Source organism: Stenotrophomonas sp. STEN087 (assembly GCF_056759115.1).
Genome location: NZ_JBRRCR010000037.1, coordinates 1 through 22920 on the forward strand (window position 1 = coordinate 1; position 22920 = coordinate 22920).

General features: G+C 68.4%; 17 protein-coding genes. 10 read left to right on the top strand and 7 right to left on the bottom strand.

What is annotated here, in order from left to right; translation table 11 throughout:
• Positions 1–138: 138 nt before the first annotated feature.
• On the bottom strand, positions 139–1593 hold the full coding sequence (locus ACVOK1_RS11595; protein ID WP_481562141.1) for an MATE family efflux transporter: 1455 nt from the start codon (positions 1591–1593) through the stop codon (positions 139–141).
• Between the two features lie 62 nt (positions 1594–1655).
• Between ACVOK1_RS11595 and ACVOK1_RS11600 the strand changes: the two genes are divergently transcribed.
• From ACVOK1_RS11600 to ACVOK1_RS11610, 3 genes are all read left to right on the top strand, one after another.
• Entirely contained in the window at positions 1656–1892 is a 237-nt protein-coding gene (locus ACVOK1_RS11600) for a hypothetical protein (RefSeq protein ID WP_150455216.1), read from the top strand.
• A 9-nt stretch (positions 1893–1901) separates the two neighbouring features.
• Complete coding sequence (locus tag ACVOK1_RS11605; RefSeq protein ID WP_116864208.1) at positions 1902–2309, top strand: RNA-binding S4 domain-containing protein; 408 nt, start codon at positions 1902–1904, stop codon at positions 2307–2309.
• 126 nt (positions 2310–2435) lie between these two features.
• Positions 2436–3629, top strand: a complete 1194-nt coding sequence (locus ACVOK1_RS11610) for a glycoside hydrolase family 5 protein (protein WP_481562142.1) — start codon at positions 2436–2438, stop codon at positions 3627–3629.
• 52 nt (positions 3630–3681) lie between these two features.
• On the opposite strand, the gene katG is transcribed toward ACVOK1_RS11610, so the two are convergent.
• The 4 genes from katG to ACVOK1_RS11630 form a co-directional block, all read right to left on the bottom strand.
• Entirely contained in the window at positions 3682–5922 is a 2241-nt protein-coding gene (katG, locus tag ACVOK1_RS11615) for a catalase/peroxidase HPI (RefSeq protein ID WP_481562143.1), read from the bottom strand.
• Positions 5923–6069: 147 nt separating this feature from the next.
• On the bottom strand, positions 6070–6723 hold the full coding sequence (locus ACVOK1_RS11620; RefSeq protein WP_481562144.1) for a DUF937 domain-containing protein: 654 nt from the start codon (positions 6721–6723) through the stop codon (positions 6070–6072).
• A gap of 89 nt (positions 6724–6812) precedes the next feature.
• Positions 6813–9368, bottom strand: a complete 2556-nt coding sequence (mutS, locus tag ACVOK1_RS11625) for a DNA mismatch repair protein MutS (protein ID WP_481562145.1) — start codon at positions 9366–9368, stop codon at positions 6813–6815.
• 234 nt (positions 9369–9602) lie between these two features.
• Positions 9603–10100 carry an Lrp/AsnC family transcriptional regulator gene (locus tag ACVOK1_RS11630; protein WP_481562146.1) on the bottom strand — a complete coding sequence of 166 codons (498 nt, stop codon included), beginning with the start codon at positions 10098–10100 and terminating at the stop codon, positions 9603–9605.
• A 274-nt stretch (positions 10101–10374) separates the two neighbouring features.
• Here ACVOK1_RS11630 and ACVOK1_RS11635 point away from each other — a divergent pair, with 274 nt between their 5' ends.
• From ACVOK1_RS11635 to proC, 7 genes are read left to right on the top strand one after another with little or no spacing between them, the layout of a single operon-like run.
• Positions 10375–12621 carry a TonB-dependent receptor gene (locus ACVOK1_RS11635; protein ID WP_481562147.1) on the top strand — a complete coding sequence of 749 codons (2247 nt, stop codon included), beginning with the start codon at positions 10375–10377 and terminating at the stop codon, positions 12619–12621.
• Positions 12622–12643: 22 nt separating this feature from the next.
• A complete protein-coding gene (locus ACVOK1_RS11640; protein ID WP_481562148.1) occupies positions 12644–14179 on the top strand; it encodes an amino acid permease in 1536 nt (511 codons plus the stop codon).
• Entirely contained in the window at positions 14176–15615 is a 1440-nt protein-coding gene (locus ACVOK1_RS11645; protein WP_481562149.1) for an amidase family protein, read from the top strand. Before ACVOK1_RS11640 ends, ACVOK1_RS11645 begins: the two co-directional genes overlap by 4 nt.
• 13 nt (positions 15616–15628) lie before the next feature.
• Complete coding sequence (locus tag ACVOK1_RS11650) at positions 15629–16267, top strand: FMN-binding negative transcriptional regulator (protein ID WP_108760102.1); 639 nt, start codon at positions 15629–15631, stop codon at positions 16265–16267.
• The gene (locus ACVOK1_RS11655; protein WP_481562150.1) at positions 16264–17256 is read left to right on the top strand and encodes an alpha/beta hydrolase; all 993 of its coding nucleotides are present in this window, start codon (positions 16264–16266) and stop codon (positions 17254–17256) included. The genes ACVOK1_RS11650 and ACVOK1_RS11655 overlap by 4 nt, the downstream gene beginning before the upstream one ends.
• Complete coding sequence (locus ACVOK1_RS11660; RefSeq protein ID WP_481562151.1) at positions 17253–19256, top strand: alpha/beta hydrolase family protein; 2004 nt, start codon at positions 17253–17255, stop codon at positions 19254–19256. The genes ACVOK1_RS11655 and ACVOK1_RS11660 overlap by 4 nt, the downstream gene beginning before the upstream one ends.
• Positions 19253–20074, top strand: a complete 822-nt coding sequence (proC, locus tag ACVOK1_RS11665) for a pyrroline-5-carboxylate reductase (RefSeq protein ID WP_481562152.1) — start codon at positions 19253–19255, stop codon at positions 20072–20074. The genes ACVOK1_RS11660 and proC overlap by 4 nt, the downstream gene beginning before the upstream one ends.
• A gap of 33 nt (positions 20075–20107) precedes the next feature.
• Here proC and egtB read toward each other — a convergent pair whose 3' ends face one another.
• Positions 20108–22255: an ergothioneine biosynthesis protein EgtB gene (gene egtB / locus ACVOK1_RS11670; protein WP_481562153.1), complete on the bottom strand. Its 2148-nt coding sequence runs from the start codon at positions 22253–22255 to the stop codon at positions 20108–20110.
• On the bottom strand, positions 22221–22802 hold the full coding sequence (locus ACVOK1_RS11675; RefSeq protein WP_481562154.1) for a DUF308 domain-containing protein: 582 nt from the start codon (positions 22800–22802) through the stop codon (positions 22221–22223). The genes egtB and ACVOK1_RS11675 overlap by 35 nt, the downstream gene beginning before the upstream one ends.
• Positions 22803–22920: the final 118 nt, after the last annotated feature.

Consider the following 22920-nt stretch of genomic DNA (forward strand, 5'->3'; position numbering starts at 1 on the left):
CACTGTGCGGCGCGGCCCGCGTCTGGGGCCCGCCGCGCCCGCCGCCCTGGCCCCCGCGGCCCCCGCCCCCGCCGCCCCCGGCCCCCCCCACCCCCCCCCCCCCCCCGCGCCCCGCCCGCCCCCCCCCCCCCCCCCCCGCTACCGGGTCACCGCATCCGGGTCCGCCACCGGTGACGGCGGGCACGCCGGAATTTCCGACGGCGTGGCCACGTGTTCTGCTGGCGGCGGGGTGATCATCTTCGCCTTGCGCCAGCCACCCCAGCGGTAATACGCCAGCGACAGCAGCATCGACACCAGCGAGCCGGCGGGGAAACTCCACCAGATCGCATCCGCGCCCCAGTAGGGCTGCAGGAACTCGGCGAACGGCACGCGCACGCCCCACAGCGAGGCGGCCAGGATCAGCAGCGGCGGAATGACCGCGCCGGTGGAGCGCACCACGCCGGAAATGACGAAGCTGACACCGAAGAACAGGAACGATCCGATCACGACGTGGTTGAGGTGGCGGGCGATCTGCAGTGACTCGCTGCCCTGCGGCAGGAACAGCGCCAGCGAATACTGGTCCAGCAGCACCAGCGGCAGGATCAGCGCACCGGTCAGCAGGAAGTTGATGAGGATGCCCTTGCGCGCGGTGCCGCGGACGCGGTCCCAGCGCTGCGCACCCACGTTCTGCGCGGACATCGACGAACACGCCGCACCGATCGCCATTGCCGGCATCTGCACGTAGTTCCACAGCTGCAGCGACGCGCCATAGGCAGCGCCGGTAGCCGTGCCGTACTGGTTGACCATGGTCATCAGCAGGATCACCGACAGCGAGATCAGGACCATCTGCAGGCCCATCGGCACGCCCTTGACCACCAGCGCACGCAGGATGGTCAGGTCGAGCTTGAACAGGTGCATGTCGGCACGGCCCAGCCACAGCATGTGCCGCTTGTGCCGCATGTACAGCAGCAGGCCGGTCAGCGACAGCGTCTGCGACACCAGCGTGGCCCACGCCGAGCCGGCGATGCCCAGTGCCGGGAGCGGGCCGAGGCCGAAGATCAGCACCGGGTTCAGTGCGATGTCCAGCAGCACCGACACCAGCAGGAAGCGGAACGGCGTGCGCGAATCACCGGCACCGCGCAGTGCGGCGCTGAGGAAGGCGAACGCGTAGAGCGTGGGCATGGCCAGGAAGATGATGCGCAGGTAGGCCTCGGCCAGTGGCAGCGAAGCCGCCGGCGTGCCCATCGCCGCCAGCAGCGGTTGGGCCAGGAACCAGCCGGCGATGGCGATGATCACCGACAGGCCGATGAAGAAGGTGGCACTGGTACCGACCACGCGCCGCGCCTGGGCGATGTCGCGCGCACCGATGGCCTGGCCGATCAGAATGGTCGAGGCCATGCCGAAGCCGAACACCGAGCCGATCAGGAAGAACATGATGTTGTTGGCGTTGGCCGTGGCGGTCAGCGCCGCCTCGCCGAGATAGCGCCCCACCCACACCGCATTCACCGAACCGTTCAGCGACTGGGCGATGTTGCCCGCCAGGATCGGCAGCGCGAACAGCAGCAGGTTGCGGCCGATGGGGCCGGAGGTGAGGTCAAGCGGCGCTTTGGCCATGGGCTGGTGATCGATTTCCGGGAGGAGCACACTAGCACCAGGCCCGTCTGCGGGGTGTGGCAATGGATCAACGACGACAGATGGCGCGGTACAGCGTGGGGGCCTTGATCGTGGCCGCGCTGGCCGCATGTTCGACGGGTGACCGGCTGGGTGATGCCCAGGTGCGGCCCGCCGACCGCGCTGAGTGCCTGGTCGGCAACCAGCGCCAGGACCTGGCGGGCACGCCGACGTTGATGGGGGGCAGTGGCTGCCGCACCGACCCCAGCAACCCGCGACCCCTGAACAAGCGCACGGAGTAGTACCTGCCGATGTCCGAGCTTTCCCCGCTGTCGCCCAGTGTCCGCCTGGATGTCTGGTTGTGGGCGGCCCGTTTCTACAAGACCCGCAGCCTGGCCAAGCAGGCCATTGAAACCGGCAAGGTGGCCGTGGCCGGTCAGCGTCCGAAATCCTCGCGCGCGGTGCGCGTGGGCGAGCAGTTGCAGGTGGACCGCGGCGAGGAGCATTTCGAGCTGCAGGTGCTGGGCATCAGCGACCAGCGCGGTCCGGCGCCGGTGGCGCAGCAGCTGTATGCCGAAAGCGAAGCCTCCAAGGCGCGCCGTGCCGAGCAGCGTGCGCTGCGCATCGCCGCCCGCGATGGATTCCAGCCGCCGGAGCACAAGCCGGACAAGCGCGCGCGTCGGTTGATCCGCGCACTGGGTGATCTGGACGCGCTTTGACGGAGAGCGTGCGAACCAACGGTTCGCACCCACCGGAGCGGGCGGGCGTGCGACGTCCTGCGCGCGCTCAGCCGGCATTCGGTTTTCACCCCGCACGTTGGATCTTCCTCTTCATGGAAGACCCTCATGTTCCTGCGCCGCACCCTGCTGTGCCTGGCCCTCGCCACCGCCGCTCCGGCGTTCGCCGCCGACATCACCTTCTGGGACACGCCACAACGTGGTGGCAACAGCTTCAACGAAAATCCGCCGGACCGCGCCTACTTCCAGGCGCTGCGTGACACCGGCGCGACCTGGGTGCGGCTGAGCCCGGACAAGTGGAAAAGTGCCGGCGGCCGCGACTTCCTGATGGGCGATGCGGATCACTACCAGGGGCTGGTGCCCGCCGACGTGGCAACCCTGCGGCGTGCGCTGGATGACGCGGATGCCTCGGGCCTGAAGGTGGTGCTGGTGCCGCTGTCGCTGCCCCTGCTGCGCTGGAAGCAGAAGAACGATGACGTGGTCGACCAGCGCCTGTGGCAGTCGATGGACAACCACCTGCCGGCGCAGCGCTTCTGGCACGACCTGGCCACGGCGTTGAAGGGACACCCGGCGCTGGCCGCCTACAACCTGATCAACGAGCCGGCGCCCGAGTACGGCACTGCGCTGGCCGAGCATGCATCACGCGCGGCGATGCGGCAGTGGTATGCCAGTGTTGAGAAAGGTCCACGCGATCTGCGGGTGCTGTACCGGGGGCTGATCGCCAGCGTGCGTGCGGTGGACGCGGACATGCCGCTGATGCTGGATGCCGGCTGGTATGCGGCGGCTGATGCATTCGATTACTGGCCGGCGCCGCTGGACGATACGAAGCTGCTCTACAGCGTGCACATGTACGAACCGTATGCGGCGACCAGTGCGCCGAACCAGAAGCGCACCACGCCGTATCGCTACCCGGCAACGGTGCCGTTCGGCTCCGGGAAAAAGCGTTGGGATGCGTCGCACGTGCGCAGCTACCTGCAGCAGCCGATGGACTGGGCGAAGACCCACGGCATCGGCGCCAACCGGATGGTGATCGGTGAGTTCGGCTGCATGCGGCGCTGGCCGGATTGCGCGGCCTACCTGCGTGACGTGCTGGCGGTGGCCGAGCAGCAGCAGGTGCACTGGGCGTTCTATGCCTTCCGTGAGGATGGCTGGGATGGGATGGATTACGAGCTGGGCGACAAGGCGCTGCCGTGGTCCTACTGGAAGGCGGTGGAGAAGGGCGAAGCGGTACAGCCGCCGCGGTCGATGCAGGCGCCGTTGTTTGCGCCGATTCTGCAGCGGTTGAAAGACGGGTCGCGTTGAACCCCCAACCGCTGCGCTCGCCGGGCCATGCCCGGCGACCACCCGCATCACCTCAACCGTGCAGGTCGTAGCGATCCAGCTCCATCACCCGCGTCCAGGCGGCGATGAAATCCTGCACGAACTTCTTCTCGCCATCGGCGCTGGCATACACCTCGGCCAGTGCGCGCAGCACGGCGTTGGAACCGAATACCAGGTCGGCACGGGTGCCGGTCCAGCGTGCGCTGCCATCGCCGCGGCTGCGGCCTTCATAGCGCTCGCGGCCCGTGGCCTTCCACTGCGTGCCCATGTCCAGCAGGTTGACGAAGAAGTCGTTGCTCAACGTGCCGGGGCGCGTGGTGAACACGCCGTGCTTGCCGTTGTCGGCATTGGCGCCGAGCACGCGCAGGCCACCGACCAGGGCGGTCATCTCCGGCGCGGTCAGGGTCAGCAGCTGCGCCTTGTCGATCAGCAGCGCCTCGCCGGGCACACTGTAAGCGCCCTTGAGGTAATTGCGGAAACCATCGGCCACCGGTTCCAGCACCGCGAACGACTCGACGTCGGTCTGTTCCTGGCTGGCATCGGTACGGCCCGGGGTGAACGGCATGCTGACCTCATGGCCACCGGCCTTGGCCGCCTGTTCGATGCCCACGCCACCGGCCAGCACGATCAGATCGGCCAGCGATACCTGCTTGTCGCCGCCGCCATTGAACTCGGCCTGCACCTTTTCCAGCGCGGCCAGCACCTTGGCCAGCTGCTGCGGCTGGTTCACCGGCCAGTCCTTCTGCGGGGCCAGGCGGATGCGCGCGCCATTGGCACCACCTCGCTTGTCCGAGCCACGGAAGGTCGAGGCCGAGGCCCAAGCGGTGGACACCAGCTCAGCGACGCTGAGGCCGGTCGCGGCGATCTTCTGCTTCAGCGCGGCGATGTCCTTGGCGTCGATGAGCGGGTGCTTGGCTTCCGGCACCGGATCCTGCCAGATGAATTCTTCGGCAGGGATTTCCGGGCCCAGGTAACGCGCACGGGGGCCCATGTCGCGGTGGGTCAGCTTGAACCAGGCGCGGGCAAAGGCATCGGCGAAGGCCTGAGGATTCTCGAGGAACTTCCGCGAGACCTTTTCATAGGCCGGGTCCATGCGCAGCGACAGGTCGGTGGTCAGCATGGTCGGGCGATGCTTCTTCGACGGATCGTGCGCGTCGGGAATGACCGCGTCGGCATTCTTGGCCACCCACTGGTGGGCACCGGCCGGGCTCTTGGTCAGTTCCCATTCGTTGCCGAACAGGATCTCGAAGAAGTCGTGGCTCCACTGCGCCGGGGTGCGCGTCCAGGTCACTTCCAGGCCGCTGGTGATGGTGTCGCCACCCTTGCCGCTGCCGAAGCTGCTGGCCCAGCCCAGGCCCTGGTTTTCCAGGCCGGCGGCTTCGGGTTCCTTGCCGACGTTGTCGGCCGGGCCGGCACCGTGGGTCTTGCCGAAGCTGTGGCCACCGGCGATCAGGGCGACGGTTTCCTCGTCGTCCATCGCCATGCGGGCGAAGGTGTCGCGGATGTCATGCGCGGCCAGCACCGGGTCGGGGTTGCCGTCCGGGCCTTCCGGGTTCACGTAGATCAGGCCCATCTGCACGGCGGCCAGCGGGTTCTCCAGCTTGCGCGAATGCACGTCGCCGTCGGCATCGTCATCGGACACCAGCACGCCGTGGTCTTCCTGCACGCCCTCGGAGCCGTGCTTGTAGCGCACGTCGCCGCCCAGCCAGGTGGTTTCGCGGCCCCAGTACACGTCCTGGTCCGGTTCCCAGGTATCGGGGCGGCCGCCAGCGAAGCCGAGCGTCTTGAAGCCCATCGATTCAAGGGCGACGTTGCCGGTGAGGATCAGCAGGTCGGCCCAGGAGATGGCCTGGCCATACTTCTGCTTGATCGGCCACAGCAGGCGGCGCGCCTTGTCCAGGCTGACGTTGTCCGGCCAGCTGTTGAGCGGAGCGAAGCGCTGCTGGCCGCGACCACCGCCGCCGCGGCCATCGCCGATGCGGTAGGTGCCCGCGCTGTGCCAGGCCATGCGCACGAACAGGCCGCCGTAGTGGCCGAAGTCGGCCGGCCACCAGTCCTGCGAATCGGTCATCAGTGCCTTCAGGTCGGCCTTCAGCGCGGCGTAGTCCAGGCCTTTGAAGGCCGTGGCGTAATCGAAGCCCGCATCGAGCGGATTGGAGCGGCTGGAGTGCTGGTTGAGCAGGTCCACGCGCAGCTGGTTCGGCCACCAGTCGCGGTTGGTCGTCGCGTCACCGACGACGGCGTGGTTGAACGGGCACTTGGCTTCGCTTTTCATGGGTGTCTACCTGTGGACTGGCGAAAGGTGGAATCGGGGGAGGCCTGACCACCATAGGTGGCGCCTACTGGTGGGTAAATTCGATTGATTCAACCGATGTGATAGTGGCGGCCTATCAGGGGGCAGGGCTTGGACCGTTGTGCGCGATCAGCGCTTGAGCAGGCCGGCACCGAGCTTGAGCAGGTCGGCGGCGCCGAACTGGCCGTCGCCGTCCTGGTCGAATGCGCCACCGAGCAGGCTGCCGAGACCGCCGCCAGCGTGCTGGGTTTCCTGGCCAAGGGCCGAGCTGAGTTCGCCGGCATTGCCCTGCTGGGCGAAGCGCTGGGCCAGGAACGACATGACGATGGGGGCGAGGATGGCCAGCAGCTTGCCGGTGGTGCCGCTGTCCAGGCCGGTCTTCTGGCCGAGCAGTTCGGCCGCCTGCGGCTGCTGGCCGCCGAACACATGGCCGAGGATGCCGGCGCCGTCGGTCGCGCCACTGCTGCCACCGCCCATCACCGCGCCAAGGATGCCGCCCAGGTCGAAACCGCCACCGCCGCTGCCGCCGCCCAGGTGGTCGCGCTGCAGCGCATTGAGCAGGGACTGCGCGCCCTGCGGTTCACTGGCGTTCTGGCCCAGTGCGCCCAGCAGCAGCGGCAGGGCGCTGCCTACCGCCTGGGTGGTCTGGCTGCTGTCCAGGCCGAGCTGCTGGGACACCTGCTGCAGGCCTTGCCCCTGCTGCAGCTGCTGGAAGAGGGACGCGGCGAGGGATTCGGTGTTCACGGCGGTCTCCGTTCTGTGAAGGAAGGACCGCCCGAGCATAACGCCGGGTATACGACGGAAATGCGAAGGCAGCCGAGCGTGGGCTCGGCTCTACAGCGGTAGCGCCGGGCCATGCCCGGCGGGTGCGGTTACAGCAGCGTCTTCAACCGGTACAGGGCTTCCAGCGCCTGCTTCGGGGTCAGCTCGTCGGGGTCGATCGCGGCCAGCGCCTCCTGCGCCTTGCTGGCCGGTGCGCTGAACAGGCCGAACTGCTGCGGTGCATCCAGCGCCTGCGGCGAGACCTCGGCGGCATGGCTCTCGCCACCGCGCTGTTCCAGCTCGGCCAGGCGACGGCGGGCCTGGGCCACGGTCGCGCGCGGCAGGCCGGCCAGCGCGGCCACCTGCAGGCCGAAGCTGCGGTTGGCCGGGCCGTCCTTCACCGCGTGCATGAACACCAGCGCTTCGCCATGCTCGACCGCATCCAGGTGCACGTTGGCGATGCCGCTGCGGCCGCCTTCGTGCTGCTCGTCGGCGAGCGCGGTCAGTTCGAAGTAGTGGGTGGCGAACAGCGTGTAACAGCGGTTCTGGTAGGCCAGGTGGCGGGCCACCGCATCGGCCAGGGCCAGGCCGTCGTAGGTGGACGTGCCGCGGCCGATCTCGTCCATCAGCACCAGCGAATGCGCGGTGGCGTGGTGCAGGATGTAGCTGGTCTCGGCCATTTCGACCATGAAGGTCGACTGCCCGCGGGCCAGGTCGTCGCCGGCGCCGATGCGGGTGAGGATGCGGTCGATCGGGCCGATCAGCGCACGGCTGGCCGGCACGAAGCTGCCGATGTGGGCCAGCAGCACGATCAGCGCGTTCTGCCGCATGTAGGTCGATTTGCCGCCCATGTTCGGGCCGGTGATGACCAGCATGCGACGGTCCGGATGCAGGTCCAGGTCGTTCGGCTCGAACGGCTGTTCGCGCACGGCTTCAACCACCGGGTGGCGACCGCGTTCGATCTTCAGGCAGGGCTCGGCCTGCAGTTCCGGGCGCGCCCAGTCCAGCGCCTGCGCGCGTTCGGCGAAGGCGGCCAGCACGTCCAGTTCGCTCAGCGCGGCGGCGCACTGCTTCAGCGGTTCCAGCTGGCCGCCAAGCGTGTCCAGCAGCTGCTCGTACAGGTACTTCTCGCGCGACAGCGAACGGTCGCGCGCGGACAGCACCTTGTCCTCGAAGGCCTTCAGTTCCTCGGTGATGTAGCGCTCGGCATTGGTCAGCGTCTGCCGGCGGGTGTAGTGCACCGGCGCGCGGTCGGACTGACCCTTGCTGATTTCGATGTAATAGCCGTGCACACGGTTGTAGCCGACCTTGAGGGTGGCGATGCCGCTGCTTTCGCGCTCGCGCTGTTCCAGGTCGACCAGGAACTGGTCGGCGTGGGTGGACAGGCGGCGCAGTTCATCCAGTTCGGCGTCGAAGCCATCGGCCAGCACGCCGCCATCGCTCAGCTTCAGCGGCGGCATCTCGGCGATGGCGCTGGCCAGCAGGTGCGCGCACTCATCGTGCTCGCCCAGTGCAGCGTGCAGGGTCTGCAGGCGCGGCGAATCCAGCGGCGCCAGCACCTCGCGCACGGCCGGCAGCAGGGCCAGGCCATCGCGCAGGGTGGAGAAATCGCGCGGGCGCGCCGAGCGCAGCGCCACGCGGGTGAGGATGCGTTCGAGATCGCCGAGGCGGCGGAACTGCTCGCGGATGTCGGCGTCGCTGCCACGGTCGATCAGCGTTTCCACCGCATGGTGGCGCTGCACCAGCACCTCGCGCAGGCGCAGCGGGCGGTGCAGCCAGCGGCGCAGCAGGCGGCCACCCATCGGCGTCACCGTGCTGTCGAGCACGCCCAGCAGCGTGTTGCGGGTGTCGCCGTCCACGCGCGTATCCAGTTCCAGATGACGGCGGGTGGCGGCATTCATCGCGATCGCCTCACCGGCGGTTTCCATCGCGATCGAGGTCAGGTGCGGCAGGCGCTGCTTCTGGGTTTCCTCGACATAGCCGAGCAGGGCGCCAGCCGCCGCGGTGGCGCGCGGCTTGTCGTCGATGCCGAAACCGCTGAGGTCGTGCAGCTTGAAGAAGGCCAGCAGCTGGCGGCGGCCACTGTCCGCATCGAACAGCCACGGCGCACGGCGGCGCACGCCGGTGCGCTGGCGCAGGAACTCGGGCCAGTTCTCTTCGTCGGGTACCAGCAGCTCGGCCGGCTCCAGGCGGGCCAGCTCGGCTTCCAGGGCGTCGTCGGTCTCCACTTCGTTGACCAGGAAGCGGCCACCGGCGAGGTCGGCCCAGGCCAGGCCGTAGCCCTGTTTGGTACGCGACAGCGCCATCAGCAGCGTGTCGCGGCGCTCGTCCAGCAGCGCCTCGTCGGTGACCGTGCCGGGGGTGACGATGCGCACCACCTTGCGCTCGACCAGGCCCTTGGCGAGGGCCGGATCGCCGATCTGTTCACAGATGGCCACCGATTCGCCCAGCGCGACCAGGCGGGCCAGGTAGCCCTCGTAGGCATGCACCGGCACGCCGGCCATCGGGATGGGCGCGCCGCCGGAGCTGCCGCGCTGGGTGAGGGTGATGTCCAGCAGCCGCGCTGCCTTGCGGGCGTCGTCGTAGAACAGCTCGTAGAAGTCGCCCATGCGGAAGAACAGCAGCAGGTCCGGGTAGTCGGACTTGGCTGCGAAGAACTGCTTCATCAGCGGGGTGTGTTCGGTAGAGGCCTTGGAAGGGCTGCTCTTCTGTTTTGAATCAGTGGCTTGCAATGCGTCCGGTCTCGATGGGTGAGGGCGGGTTGCCGTCAGAAGCGGCAAGTAGCGGGGTGTTCTGCTGCGATCGTGCTGCGACGCCACTCCGGGCACCGGCGATCATGCCCATGAATGTTACGACGGACCGCGTGGAGCGCGCTGGATCATTCCGGTTTCATTCGCCTGTCAGCTGCTGCGCTTCCCGGTCGGACCGTCTCCCAGGGGGTAGCCACTGAACGACTTCACCTCGTCCATCAGGAACTGCGACACGATCTTCTCCACCCCGTAGTCGCCGCCCAGCAGCAGCCGCGCGATGTCCTTCCAGTGGTGCACATCGTTGACGATCACCCGCAGCAGGTAGTCGTACTCGCCGGAAATGCGGCTGGCCTCGACGATTTCCTGCATGCCCAGGATGCGCCGGTCGAAGGCGGTGAACTCCTCCAGTGCGTGCCGCCTGAAGGACACCATTGCCAGCACCACCGTGGCCGAGCGGATGCGGTCCACCGCCACGTGCGCGCGGTAGCCGCGGATCAGCTCCTTGGCCTCCAGGGCGCGCACGCGTGCCAGGCACGCGCTGGGCGACAGCGCAACACGATCGGCCAGGGCCTGGTTGGTGATGCGTGCATCCTGCTGCAGCACGTCGAGGATCTTCAGGTCGGTGCGGTCCAGCGATTTGGCGGTCATCAGGGCTTTCCCGGTGCGGCAGCGCGCCGCAGTTTGTTCGCAATTTGAGGGGCCGGGCCGCAGAACCTGCGTATTTCACATGTGATAACGGCCACATCCACGGCTCCCCATGAAATAAACATAATTCAATCAACACGTTGTCGCTAGTGCGGTGTCCGTTGATTCTGCTGGACAGCGGTGGCTGTTTTCACGTTCACTCGACCTCAGCCATGTGGGTTGCCGCTGCGCAGAGCGCGACCGGCGCCACGTCCATCGCCACCTGGGGGACCGTCTCATGCCGTTGCAGCTCCGCCTTCGCCCGCTCAGCCATGCTGTCCGTTTCGCGTGTTGTTTCGGCCTGTTCGCTACCGCCCCGGCCTGGGCGCAGGAGGCGCCCGCCGGCGCTGCTGACCCGGCACGTACCTTGGACACGGTGGTGGTCACCGCTGGCAAGCTGAAGGAATCGGTGCGTGAGATCGCCGGTTCGGTCTCGGCGGTCACCGACCAGCAACTGCAGGACATCGGCGCGCAGTCGCTGGCCGATTACATCCAGCGCACTCCCGGCGTGGTCTTCAACAACTACCAGCCGGGTGTCTCGCATGTGGTGATGCGCGGCATCGCCACCAGCGCTGGCAATGTGCAGGGCCAGCCCACGACCGGCTACTTCCTCAACGAAGTGCCGCTGACCGAACCGGGCTGGACCATCGCCATTCCCGATATCGATGCCTTCGACCTGAACCGGGTGGAAGTATTGCGGGGGCCGCAGGGCACGCTGTTCGGGTCGGCCTCGATGGGCGGGGCGGTGAACTACGTGGCCAACATCGCCGATACCGGCGCCTTCGATGCCGCTGCCGAAGCGACCGTCAGCCAGACCCGCAACGCTGACGTGGGCTTTGCCGGCAAGGCAATGGTGAATGTGCCGATCAAGCAGGACCTGCTGGCGGTGCGTGCGGTGGCGCAGTACCGCGACGATCCCGGCTTCATCGACAACATCGGCACCGGCAGGGACGGCGCCAACAGCAGCACGCTTGATGGTGGCCGGCTGTCGCTGGTGCTGACCCCGAACGAGGGCACCACCCTGACCTGGCTGAGCCTGCTGCAGAACACCGACACCGATGACAACAGTTACCAGATTGCCGGACTGGGTGACCTCACGCGCCGCACCGCGCTGCCCGAGTACACCCATACAAAGGTGGCCGTGCACAGCGCGCGGTTGGACCAGGACCTGGGCTTTGCCGACCTGACCGCGCTGCTGGCCTACCAGAAAAAGAAACAGGACTGGCGCTTCGACTACACGCCGGTGCGTGCGGCCTACAACGCCGACCTGGGCCTGGACCTGACCGCGCCGCTGTACATCGCCTCCGGCGGTGAAAGCACCGGCAAGACCATCGAGCTGCGCCTGTCTTCCAAGCCGGGTGGCCGCATCGACTGGCTGGTGGGTGGCATGTACTTCGATTCGGACAAGAGCCTGCACGAGCAGCTGGGCGCGGAAGGTGCGGCAGCCGCGTTCGACCGTTCGCCGTTGTTCGGCCCCGGCAGTGGCGCGGTGATCGCGCCGGACGGGCAGATCTTCAACGGCTTCCTGACCGACCTGTCCGGCTCGGAAGCGGCGCTGTTCGGCGAAGGCAGCGTGCACTTCAACGAGCAGTGGAAGCTGACCGTCGGCGGCCGCCTGTTCCGCAACAAGGTGCGCACGGTCAGCACCCAGGTGGGCTTCTCGACCTGGCCGGGCGCGCCCAAGGTGTCGACCCAGGAGACCAAGGAAGACGGCTTCAATCCGAAGGTCTCCCTGACCTGGCAGGTGAACCCGGACGTGATGGTCTACGGCCTGGTGTCCGAGGGCTTCCGCTTCGGCGAGCCCAACACCGCCGGACTCAGCGCCTACCCGGTCCCGTCCGGGTCGAAGAGTGACAGCCTGGTCAACTACGAGCTGGGTACGCGCACCAGCTGGGCCGGCGGGCGCCTGCTGCTGGATGCCACGCTGTTCTACGTGGACTGGAAGGACATCCAGCTGCGGCTGCAGACGCCGGACCTGTTCAACTACGCCAGCAATGGCGGCAAGGCCTACAGCCGTGGCGTGGAACTGTCCGCCACCTGGCGCCCGGTCGACGCCTTCGAATGGCAGGCATCGACCACCTGGCAGCGCGCCCGCCTGGATGAGGATCTGTTCATCCTGTACTACGGCACCGCGCCGAAGGGATCTCAGCTGCCGGGCTCGGCCGACTGGACGGTGAGCAACCTGCTCAGCTGGCACTTCGATGCGCGTTTCTCGCCGACGCTGTCGCTGTCACACCAGTACGTGGGCGGTGGCATCAGCGACCTGAACTCGGCCGTGCCGGGCATCACGCCCAACCGCCAGGGCAACTACAACCTGTTCGACCTGCGCTACCGCATGACCTTCGGCAACACCGATGTCACCCTGTTCGGCAGCAACCTGACCGACAAGCGAGGCATCACCCGCAGCGTGACCGAAACCAACGGCATCGGCGAAGGCCTGGTGCGGCCGCGCACCGTCGGCGTCACCGTGCACTGGCGTTACTGAGACGATGGACGGGAGCGGCCGCGTGCAGCAACGTTCAATCGGGCGCTGGCAACTGGCAGCGCGGCGCAAATCGCTGGAGGCGGTGGTGGCCGACGGCGAGCGCGCCGGCCTGCAGCGCCGGCTGGGTGCCGGCAGCCTGCTGGTGCTGGGCATCGCCAACATCCTCGGCGCCGGCATCTATGTGGTGACCGGCACTGCCGCGGCCAGTTTCGCCGGCCCGGCGGTGGTGCTGGCCTTCGTGCTGGCGGCGCTGGCCTGCGGCTTCACCGGGTTGTGCTATGCCGAACTGTCATCGGTCATCCCGGTGTCCGGCTCAGCGTATTCGTACTGCCAGGTGACGCTGGGCGAAGGCGCGGCATGGGCGCTGGCGTGGATGGTGATCCTGGAATACCTGCTGGCCGCCGCCGCGGTGGCCGCCGGCTTTGCCGGTTACCTCACCAGCCTGCTGGGCGATCTGCACGTGGCCGTGCCGCTGGGGCTGGCGGTGTCCAGCGTGACCGCCACCGCGCAGGGCGGGCATACCGTGCTGTCCTTCAGCGGCGGCATCAATGCGGTGGCAGCGCTGGCGGTGCTGGCCGCTGCCGCCGTGCAGATTGCCGGGGTGGGGCGCTCGGCACTGGCCAACCTGGTGCTGGTGCTGATCAAGATCGCGGTGCTGCTGGCCTTCATCGCAGTCGGTTCGCAGTTCATCGACGCTGCGCACTGGCAGCCGTTCCTGCCGGCCAACGAGGGCGGCTTCGCCTACGGCTGGCCCGGCGTGCTGCGTGCAGCGGCCATGCTGTTCTTTGCCTACCTGGGCTTTGAGACTGTCTCGATGGCCGCCGCCGAAGCGCGCCAGCCACGGCGTGACGTGCCGGTGGGCATCCTCGGCTCGCTGGTGGTGTGCACCGTGCTGTACGTGGCGGCCGGTGCTGTACTGACCGGGCTGGTGCCGTTCCGCGAGCTGGGCGTGCCGGACCCGGTTGCGCTGGCGGTGGACCGCATCGGCTGGCCGGGGTTTGCGGTGCTGATCAAGATCGGCGCGCTGACCGGGCTGGGCTCGGTGCTGCTGGCCAACGCCTACGGCGCCTCACGCATCAGCCTGAGCATCGCGCGCGATGGCCTGCTGCCGGCGTTCTTCACCCGCGTGCACCCCACGCTCGGCACACCGTGGCTGGCCAGCGTGGCATTCGGCAGCGCCAGTGCACTGCTGGCCGCGCTGCTGCCGATCAGCATCCTGGGCGACCTGATCTGCCTGGGCATCGCCTCGGCGTTCATCGTGGTGTGCATCGCGGTGATGTGGCTGCGCTCCACCCGTCCAGAGCTGCGTGGCGGCTTCCGCGTGCCACTGGGCGGGGTCTGGATCGGCGGCGTGTGGCTGGGCGTTGTACCGGTGCTGGGCATCGTGATGTGCGTGGCGATGATGGTGCCGGTGCTGGGCGACATGTTGGCCCAGGTCCGCCGCGGCGATGTGCTGCCGGCCAGCATCCTGCTGGTTTACGTGCTGGCCGGTGCGGCCATCTATGTCTTCTACGGGCAGCGCCGTGCGCGCCGCCGGCTTCAGGAACCCATGGCATGACCCTTGATGATTTTCCGCTGGCCCAGGCACTGCAGCTGGGCCATCTGGATGCGCACGACCAGCACGCGCTGGTGCGTGCCGGCGAACTCTCACCGCGCGAACTGGTTGCTGCGGCACTCACGCGCGTGCGCCACCTGGACCCGATGCTGGGCGCACTCAGCCATGTCGATGCCGATGCGGCGCTGGAGCACGCATCGCGCGTGCGCCGCGATGCACCCATGGCCGGCGTGGCGTGGCTGCCGAAGGATTCACTGCGCTACCCGGGCATGCCCACGCGTGGCGGTTCACGCTCGCGCAGCGCGGTGCCGGCGCTGGATGCGCTGCCGTTCGCGCAGCGCTTCGATGCGGCTGGGCTGGTGGCCATCGGCAAGAGTGCCATGCCCGAGTTCGGCCTGATGGGATCGACCGAGCCGCTGCTCGGGCCGGTCACCCGCAACCCGTGGCACCCCGCGTACTCGCCCGGTGGCTCCAGTGGCGGGGCCGGCGCGGCGCTGGCCGCGGGCATCGTGCCGCTGGCGCATGGCAGTGATGGCGCCGGTTCCATCCGCATTCCGGCGTCGGCCTGTGGCGTGGTCGGGCTGAAGCCGGGGCGCGGCGGCACGGTGATGGTGCGCGGACGGCATGCCATTGAAGACCTGATCGTGGCCGACAGCCTGATGTCGCGCAGCGTGCGCGATACCGCGTGGGCGTTCAGTGCGGCCCATCCCCGCGCCGGGCTGGACCCGCGCGGTTGGTTGCAGCCGCCGCGCCGGCTGCGCATCGGCGTCATCAGTGAATCGTTGCCGGGGTTGGCACCGGATCCGGCGGTGGCGGCCGTGCTGGAGCAGACCGTGCAGCTGTGCGCGGCGCTGGGCCATGCAGTGGAGGCCACCACCTACCCGCTGCCGGGCCGTGAGGTCTGGCAGGCCCTCTACACCCTGTGGTCGCGGTTGGGGCTGGATGCGGTCGAACTGGCGGTGGCACAGGGCGGCGATGACTTCGCGGCACATGCACTGGAACCATGGACGCACGGCCTGGCGCGTTTCCACCGCCAGCACTGTGGCGTGCCCGAGCTGGAGCAGGCCTATGCGGTGCTGGCGGCACTGCCAGCGGCATTCAACCAGTTCCACCAGCACTACGACGTGCTGCTGACCCCGACCGTGCGCACCTTGCCGCCGCCGCTGGGCGCACTCGCCCCGGACCGCGACTTCGACTCGCTGCTGCCAGCCATGTTCGAGTGGATCAGCTATACGCCACTGCAGAACCTGGCCGGCACGCCGGCCATCTCGCTGCCGGTGGGCCACCGTGACGGCTTGCCGGTGGGCATGCAGTTTGCCGCCGACCGCGGGCAGGAGCCCCTGCTGCTGCAGCTGGCCGCCGAACTTGAACAGGCCGCGCCATGGCGCGACCGCTGGCCTGCGGTGTCCGTGGCCAGCGCACTGGACCAACCCCACTGATGGAGCTCTACTGATGGGCCATGCCCGCGACAGCCGCTACGCCGCCCGCAACCAGGACGACGTGCTGCATCTGCTAGCCAGCCAACCCTTCGCCTGGCTGGTGTCCACCGGCGGCGACGATGCGGCCTTCACCCCTCTGCCGCTGCGTGCCGAGTGCGATGCACACGGCCGGCTGGTGGCCCTGCGCGGCCACCTGGCCAAGCGTAACCCGCACGTGGCACGGCTGCAGCGCGACGGCCGCGCACAGGCGCTGCTGATGGGGCCGCATGCCTACGTCTCGCCCAGCTGGCTGGATGACCGCACCCAGGCGCCGAGCTGGAACTATGCTGCGGCGATGTTCGAGCTGGATGTTGCTGTCAGTACGCAGGACGCGGACATCCGCAACGAGCTGGATGCGCTGATCACGCAGATGGAAGCTGGCCGTGCCAAGGCGTGGTCGCTGCAGGAAATGGGCGAGCGCTATGCGCGGCTGGCCAGCGGCGTGGTGGCGCTGCGCGGTGAGGTGCGCGAGGTGCGCGCCACCTTCAAGCTGGGCCAGGACGAAGCGCGGCACGACTTCGCGCAGCTGCTGGCCGGCCTGCAGGCCGGTGGCGAGCACGCGCTGGCGGACTGGATGATCGACTTCGCCGCCGGCCGCGGGGAGGACGCATGAGCCGCAGCCTGGATGCGCTGGACCCGCAGATCCGCCGCTTCATCGAAGATGTCTGCAACGAAGGTGCGCGCCTGCGCGCCGGACGCACGCTGGACTGGCCGCAGCGCCGGGTGATTGCCGCACAGGCGCGTGCGCCCTGGCGCGAGGGCGGCCCGCGCATGCGCGACAGCGTGGATGTGCCGCTGGACTCCGCGTACGGGCCGTTCCAGCTGCGCGTGCTGAACCCGCAGCAGCAGCCGGCCGCGCCGTCGCCCGCCCTGGTCTATCTGCACGGCGGCGGCTGGTGCATGTTCGGGCTGGATACGCATGACCGCCTGCTGCGCGAATACGCTGATCGCGCGCAGCTGCCGGTGGTGGCCATCGATTACAGCCTGGCACCCGAGCACCCGTACCCGGCAGCGCTGGACCAGGCGGTGATCGCGCTGCAGTGGCTGCGCAGCGAAGGCGCGCGCTTCGGCATCGATGGCCAGCGGCTGGCGCTGGGCGGTGATTCGGCCGGTGCCAACCTGGCCGTGGCCAGCGCCCTGCGCCTGCGCGATGCCGGCGATCCCGGTTGCATACAGGCGCTGGTACTGAACTACGGTGCATGGACACCGCAGTTGTCCGAACAGGCGCGGCAGCAGCTGGGCCAGCCGCAGGACATGCTCAGCGGGGCGGAAATGGATGAGTTCTGGGCCGCCTACCTTGGCGCGGATGCGCAGGCCGTGGCCGGTCCGCTGTCGGCGCCGCTGCATGCCGCGCTGCACGGGCTGCCGCCTGCGCTGCTGCTGTGGGGCGACCGCGACGTGCTGGCCGAGCAGAACCAGGCGATGGTGCAGCGCCTGCGCGATGCTGGGGTAACGGTCGACAGCCAGGTCTATCCCGGCGCGCCGCACAGTTTCATCGAAGCCATGGCGGTGTCCGCACTGGCAAACGATGCCATCGGCCGTGGCGCCGAATGGGTGCGCCAGCATCTGCTGTCGCCTGCCACACAAGGGAACCCTGCATGAGCCTGTTGTTGAACCGGATGTGGTGCGCCTGCCTGTGCGTGGCGGTCGCACTGCCATCGCTGGCTGCCGCCCCGGCGGCGCCGGTGCTGCCGACCCCGCAGGCGATCATGGCGCTGAAGGTGGTGGGCGACCCGCAGATCAGCCCGGACGGCAGCCGCATCGCCTATACGGTCGGCACGCCACAGCCGCAGGGCAAGCCGCCGCGCAGCCGCATCTGGTGGGTACCGGCCAGTGGCAAGGCAACCGCGAAGGAACTGCCCGCCGCAGACACTGCCAGCGAAGAGCATCCACGCTGGAGCGCCGATGGCCGCTACCTGGACTTCATCTCCACCCGCGCGCTGCCGGCCGACGTGGAGCATGCCTCGCTGGGCAGCGCGCAGGTCTGGCGCGTGGATGCGCAGGGCGGTGCGCCGCAGCTGCTGACCCGTGCAGAGGGCGATGTCAGCGCTTTCGAGGTATCACGTGATGGTACGCGCATCGCCTATCTGTCGGCCGATGTCCCCGATGCGGCCACCACCGCAGCCGGCGAGGCCAGGGACGATGCGCGGCGCGTGGACCATCCCACCACGTTCAGCCGCGTCTGGCTGCGCGATCTGCGCAGCGGCCAGACCCGCGTGCTGAGCGCGCCCGGGCGGCAGGTGCATGACCTGGCGTGGTCGCCGGACGGGCGCACGCTGGCGCTGCGCGTTTCGCAGGGCACCACGCTGAATGACTTCTGGTACCGCTCGCAGGTGGTGCTGGTGGATGCCGGCAGCGGTGCGCAGCAGGCCGAGCTGGAACCGCGAGCGTCGGCGCATCCGCTGCAGTGGTCGCCCGACGGTACGCGGTTGCTGTACGGCCACCTCGGCGAGCACGGCATGACCGCCGACATCACCGTGCATGCCATCGGCAGCGGCCAGCGCACGGTGCTGGGGGCGGACTGGAACGGTACGCTGTGGCTGGCGCGCTGGCAGGACGACGGGCACCTGCTGGGGCTGGGCCAGCGCGGCGTGCGCGGTGCCTTCCTGCGCCTGGATGCAGCCAATGGCCGCTGGACGGAACTGGCGCGGCCGCAGATTCCCTTCGCCGCGTTCACCACCACGCGCAGCGGGCGCAGCGCCTACCTGGGCATCGGCAACAGCCAGCCGGCGGAAGTCTGGCTGCAGCAGGGCGCAACGCTGGCGGTGCGCAGCGACCACCACCCGGAAGTTGCGGGCTGGGCACATGGCAACGTGCGTGAACTGGCGTGGACCTCCTCGCGTGATGGCCTGCCGATCACCGGCCTGCTGGTCACGCCGCCCGGCTGGAAGCCCGGCACGCCGCTGCCGACGCTGGTGCAGGGCCATGGCGGTCCGGCATGGGCGTGGTGGTCGGGGTGGCTGGGTTCCTGGCACGACTGGGCGCAGCTGCTGTCCACGCACGGCTATGCGGTGTTCCTGCCCAACCCGCGCGGCTCCGAAGGCGGCGGCCGCGCGTTCGCCGAGCGGGCGCGCAACGATTGGGGCGGCGGTGATTTCCAGGACATCCTCGACGGCGTGGACCTGCTGGAGAAGGAAGGCGTCGTCGATCCGCAGCGGCTGGCGATCGGGGGCTGGAGCTATGGCGGCTACATGGCGGCCTGGGCGGTGGCGAACAGCCCGCGCTTCAAGACCGCGATCGTCGGGGCCGGGGTCATCGACATCGGTGCGATGGCGCTGACCACCGATACGCCGGATTACCTGCCCGGCTACTTTGGCGATCCGCTGCGCAACCGCAGCGTCTACGACCAGCATTCGCCGATCCGCCATGCCAGCAACATCCGCGTGCCGGTGCTGATCCTGCACGGCGAACAGGACAAGCGCGTGCCGCTGTCGCAGGGCGAGATGCTGTACCGCGCGCTGCGCTTCAATGGCACGCCGGTGGAGATGGTGACGTACCCGCGCGGGCCGCACTGGTTCTTCGAGCAGGCGCACGGCCGTGATGTCCAGCAGCGCGTGCTGGACTGGCTGGACAGCCAGCTGGGCACGGAGCCGGTGCGATGAAGGCGGCTGCCGATATCGCGTTCATCGGTGGTGGCAACATGGCGCGCTGCCTGCTGCAGGGGCTGTTGCGGCAAGGCCAGGACCCCGCGCGGATGGTGGTGGCCGATCCCTTGCCGGGCATCCGCGAGGGCCTGTCTGCCGAGCTCGGCGTGCAGGTGGTGGAACAGGCCACGCAGGCGGCGCAGCGGGCACCGCTGTGGGTGCTGGCAGTGAAGCCACAGGCCGCCGAAGCAGTGTGCCGCGCGCTGGCCGCCACGGCCGCTGCGGTCTCGCCGCAGGTGGTGTCGATCATGGCCGGCGTTACCCACGCCCGGCTGCAGCAGTGGCTGGGCATCGATGTCAGTGTGCGCAGCATGCCCAACCAGCCTGCAGCGATCGGCGCGGGCATCACCGCACTGCATGCCGGCGGTGCGCTGCCTGACGCGGCAGGTGCACAGGTGGAAGCGCTGTTCCGTGGCTGCGGGACGACCGTGTGGCTGGGCGACGAAGCGCAGATGGACACGGCGACGGCGGTGGCTGGCAGTGGCCCGGCGTATCTGTACCTGCTGGCCGAAGCCCTGCAGCGGGCCGCCGAAGTGCGCGGCCTGCCGGCCGACAGCAGCCGGCAGCTGGCCCAGCAGACGCTGCTGGGCGCAGCGCGCATGCTGGAGGCCTCTGCCACGACACCTGCGCAGCTGCGGGCGCAGGTGACGTCTCCCGGCGGAACCACGCAGGCCGCGCTGGCGGTGCTGGCCGAGGGCGGCTGGCCAGCAATGCTGGACGCGGCCGTCGCAGCGGCCCAGGCCCGCGCGCAGGCCATGGCCGCATCAGGTGGCTGAGCTGCGCAGCATCATGGCTGGCGTCGTTTCCCCTCAGGCCAACGACAGCAGGAACAGCCCGTAAGGCAGATCATGGTCCAGCCACTGATCCTCCACGCTCCAGCCGGCACATTCTGCGATCGCCGCCAGGCGCTGGGGCGTGAATTTGTGGGAGCTCTCGGTGTGCAGTCCTTCGCCAAGTGCGAAGTGAAAAGGATGGCCTGCAATCCGTACCGCCTGCTCGCGGCGGCTGACCAGCCACATCTCCATGCGGGACTCGCTGGCATTCCAATGCGCACGGTGCAGGAATGCACCCGGATCGAAGTTGGCGCCCAGTTCGTCGTTGATCCGCACCAGCAGATTGCGGTTGAAGGCTGCGGTGATGCCGGCGGCATCGTCGTACGCAGCCAACAGCGTTTCTTTGTCCTTTACCAGATCCACGCCGATCAGAAGCTGGGCGCCCGACCCCAGGAGGTTGCGCAGATGCGACAGCAGCGCGACCGATTCCCCGGGGCTGAAATTGCCCAGCGTAGACCCCGGGAAGAAGCCCAGCCGCGCATGTCCATCAGCGAGCCCGGGCAGGGTGACGGCCTGGGTGAAGTCGCCTGCCAGTGCGGCCAGTTGCAGATGGGGATAGTCACGTGCGATGGCCGCACCCGCCTGCGCAAGCGCGGACGTGCTGATGTCGATGGGTACGTAAGCGCCGAGGTGCGGTGAAGCATCCAGAAGGACGCGTGTTTTCAGGCTGGCGCCGCTGCCGAACTCTACGAGCACGGTTCCGGGTTCGATGTGGCGGGCGATGTCGGCCGCCGAAGACCGCAGGAGGGCCAGTTCGGTGCGGGTAAGGTAGTACTCGGGCGTGGCGCAGATCGCCTCGAACAAGCGCGAGCCTTCTTCGTCGTAGAAGTATTTGGCCGGCACATTTTTCGGGGTCGCCGAGAAACCACGAAGCACGTCATCGAGGAACGCATTTGACGTTGCGGGCACGGCAGGATCGTTGTCGCGTGCCAGGCGCACGCCACTGAACATCCAGCGCTGGGCAGGCGCAAAGAAATTGCGGTAGCTCGCCCTTGCGTGTCCGGGAGGGGTGATCGAGGAACCACCGCGCAGGACCATCTGGCCTGCCATGAACTTGCCGTTGTACTCGCCCACGGTTCCAGGCGGCGCGCGGAAGCCGGGGTAGGCATGGTAGGCGCTGCAGGTCCATTGCCATGCCTGGTCGTAGAGGCCGCCCAGGTTGGGCAGCGTCGTCGCAGCGTGCTCCCACTCGGCTTCGCTTGGCAGGCGCGCACCGGCCCAGCGAGCGTAGGCGTCAGCCTCGTAGTAGCTCACGTGGCGCACGGGGGCGTGTGGATCCAATGGGGTGCGGCCCTGCAGCGTCAGGGTGCTCCAGTGGTCGCCTTCATCGCGCCAGTAGAGCGGTGCCTGCCAGCCCTGCGCTTGCGCGGTTGCCCAGCCATCGGCCAGCCAAAGCAGAGGCCGCCGGTAGCCGCCATCGGCCATGAAGGCCAACCATTCCTCATTGCTGACCAGGCGATCGGCAAGCGCGAAGGAGGGCAGGAAGACCGTGTGGCGCGGCATTTCATTGTCGAACGCGAAGTCGTCGCCCGTCGCGCCGATGTTCACCAGCCCCCCGGCGGTGTCGGCCCATTGCATAGGCGCGGCAGGCTGCGCGCGGGAGGGGAGTTCCGGTCGATACGCAGGCGACAGCGCCGATCGGGAGAACAGGTGCAGCACGTCCATGAGGATCAGTTCCTGATGCTGTTCCTCATGTGCCAGGCCAAGCTCGACCAGTCCGGTGCAGGCCGCCGGCAACGCGTGAAGCAGCCGGTCCATTGCAGCATCGACATGGGCGCGATACGCCAGTACATCGTGGGCGGAGGGGCGTGTCATCAGGCCGCGTTCTGCACGCGGCAGCCGGGGGCCGGCGCCTTCGTAGTACGAGTTGAAGAGGTAGCCGAACGTTGGATCAAACGCAGCGTACCCCGGCAGGTGCGGCGCCAGCAGGAACGTTTCGAAGAACCAGCTGGTATGTGCCAGATGCCACTTGGTCGGGCTGGCATCCGGCATGGATTGGGCCGCCTGGTCTTCCACGCTCAGCGGGACGGCCAGAGCGACGCTGTGCGCACGTACAACACGATAGCGACGGCGTAGATGGCTCACAGACTCAGCCCGATTTGACGGCCGAACGTGCGCGCGCATTCTTGATGGTCACCCAGATGGCCGAGAGCAGGAAATAGAACGCGCCCAGGCCGGCGTAGGGGGCCACCGTGGTGACATCCAGGGCGATGCCACTGCTGGCCTGCTTGAAGAAGAACGCGCCGGCGGCCGCCGATTGTGCGCCACTGAGGATCATGACCCACTGGCCACCTGCGCTCTTCCAGCGACGCACCGCGGTAGCCAGTTGCAGCAGGCCGGAGAGGATCGCCCAGACACCGAAGACCTTGATCGTGGCGACCATGCCGGAAGTGAGGGCAACGCCGATGGCAATGGCAGTTACCACGCTGACGATGAAGTTGAACATCTGCGTGCCGTTCGCACCCAAGCCACCGGTGCGGCGGGCATCGATGTAGTTCGCCAGCGCATCCCATGCCGGGTACAGCACCAGCAGCACCGCACCTACGGCTGCGTTCTGCCGGCCAACCACAACGGCCAAGGCGATCCACGCAATGGATACGCCTGCGCGCAGGAAGTAGTAGCGCTGGAGCCAGGCACTTGCCGGGGAAACGGAAGGGGCGGTGGCAGTCATGAAATTCTCCGGATTCGAAAGGAAGAAACGTGGGTGGGCGGAAGTCTATCTACCAATAGGTAGGCCAACGACGTGCATGCTTGCCTACCAGTAGGTAGGTCGTCAATCAGTTTCCGTC

Coding starts and splice junctions, on each gene's coding strand:
- ACVOK1_RS11595 (WP_481562141.1), bottom strand. CDS start 1,593: ATGGCCAAAGCGCCGCTTGACCTCACCTCCGGCCCCATCGGCCGCAAC.
- ACVOK1_RS11600 (WP_150455216.1), top strand. CDS start 1,656: ATGGATCAACGACGACAGATGGCGCGGTACAGCGTGGGGGCCTTGATC.
- ACVOK1_RS11605 (WP_116864208.1), top strand. CDS start 1,902: ATGTCCGAGCTTTCCCCGCTGTCGCCCAGTGTCCGCCTGGATGTCTGG.
- ACVOK1_RS11610 (WP_481562142.1), top strand. CDS start 2,436: ATGTTCCTGCGCCGCACCCTGCTGTGCCTGGCCCTCGCCACCGCCGCT.
- katG (WP_481562143.1), bottom strand. CDS start 5,922: ATGAAAAGCGAAGCCAAGTGCCCGTTCAACCACGCCGTCGTCGGTGAC.
- ACVOK1_RS11620 (WP_481562144.1), bottom strand. CDS start 6,723: ATGCTCGGGCGGTCCTTCCTTCACAGAACGGAGACCGCCGTGAACACC.
- mutS (WP_481562145.1), bottom strand. CDS start 9,368: ATGAAGCAGTTCTTCGCAGCCAAGTCCGACTACCCGGACCTGCTGCTG.
- ACVOK1_RS11630 (WP_481562146.1), bottom strand. CDS start 10,100: ATGACCGCCAAATCGCTGGACCGCACCGACCTGAAGATCCTCGACGTG.
- ACVOK1_RS11635 (WP_481562147.1), top strand. CDS start 10,375: ATGCCGTTGCAGCTCCGCCTTCGCCCGCTCAGCCATGCTGTCCGTTTC.
- ACVOK1_RS11645 (WP_481562149.1), top strand. CDS start 14,176: ATGACCCTTGATGATTTTCCGCTGGCCCAGGCACTGCAGCTGGGCCAT.
- ACVOK1_RS11650 (WP_108760102.1), top strand. CDS start 15,629: ATGGGCCATGCCCGCGACAGCCGCTACGCCGCCCGCAACCAGGACGAC.
- ACVOK1_RS11655 (WP_481562150.1), top strand. CDS start 16,264: ATGAGCCGCAGCCTGGATGCGCTGGACCCGCAGATCCGCCGCTTCATC.
- ACVOK1_RS11660 (WP_481562151.1), top strand. CDS start 17,253: ATGAGCCTGTTGTTGAACCGGATGTGGTGCGCCTGCCTGTGCGTGGCG.
- proC (WP_481562152.1), top strand. CDS start 19,253: ATGAAGGCGGCTGCCGATATCGCGTTCATCGGTGGTGGCAACATGGCG.
- egtB (WP_481562153.1), bottom strand. CDS start 22,255: ATGCGCGCGCACGTTCGGCCGTCAAATCGGGCTGAGTCTGTGAGCCAT.
- ACVOK1_RS11675 (WP_481562154.1), bottom strand. CDS start 22,802: ATGACTGCCACCGCCCCTTCCGTTTCCCCGGCAAGTGCCTGGCTCCAG.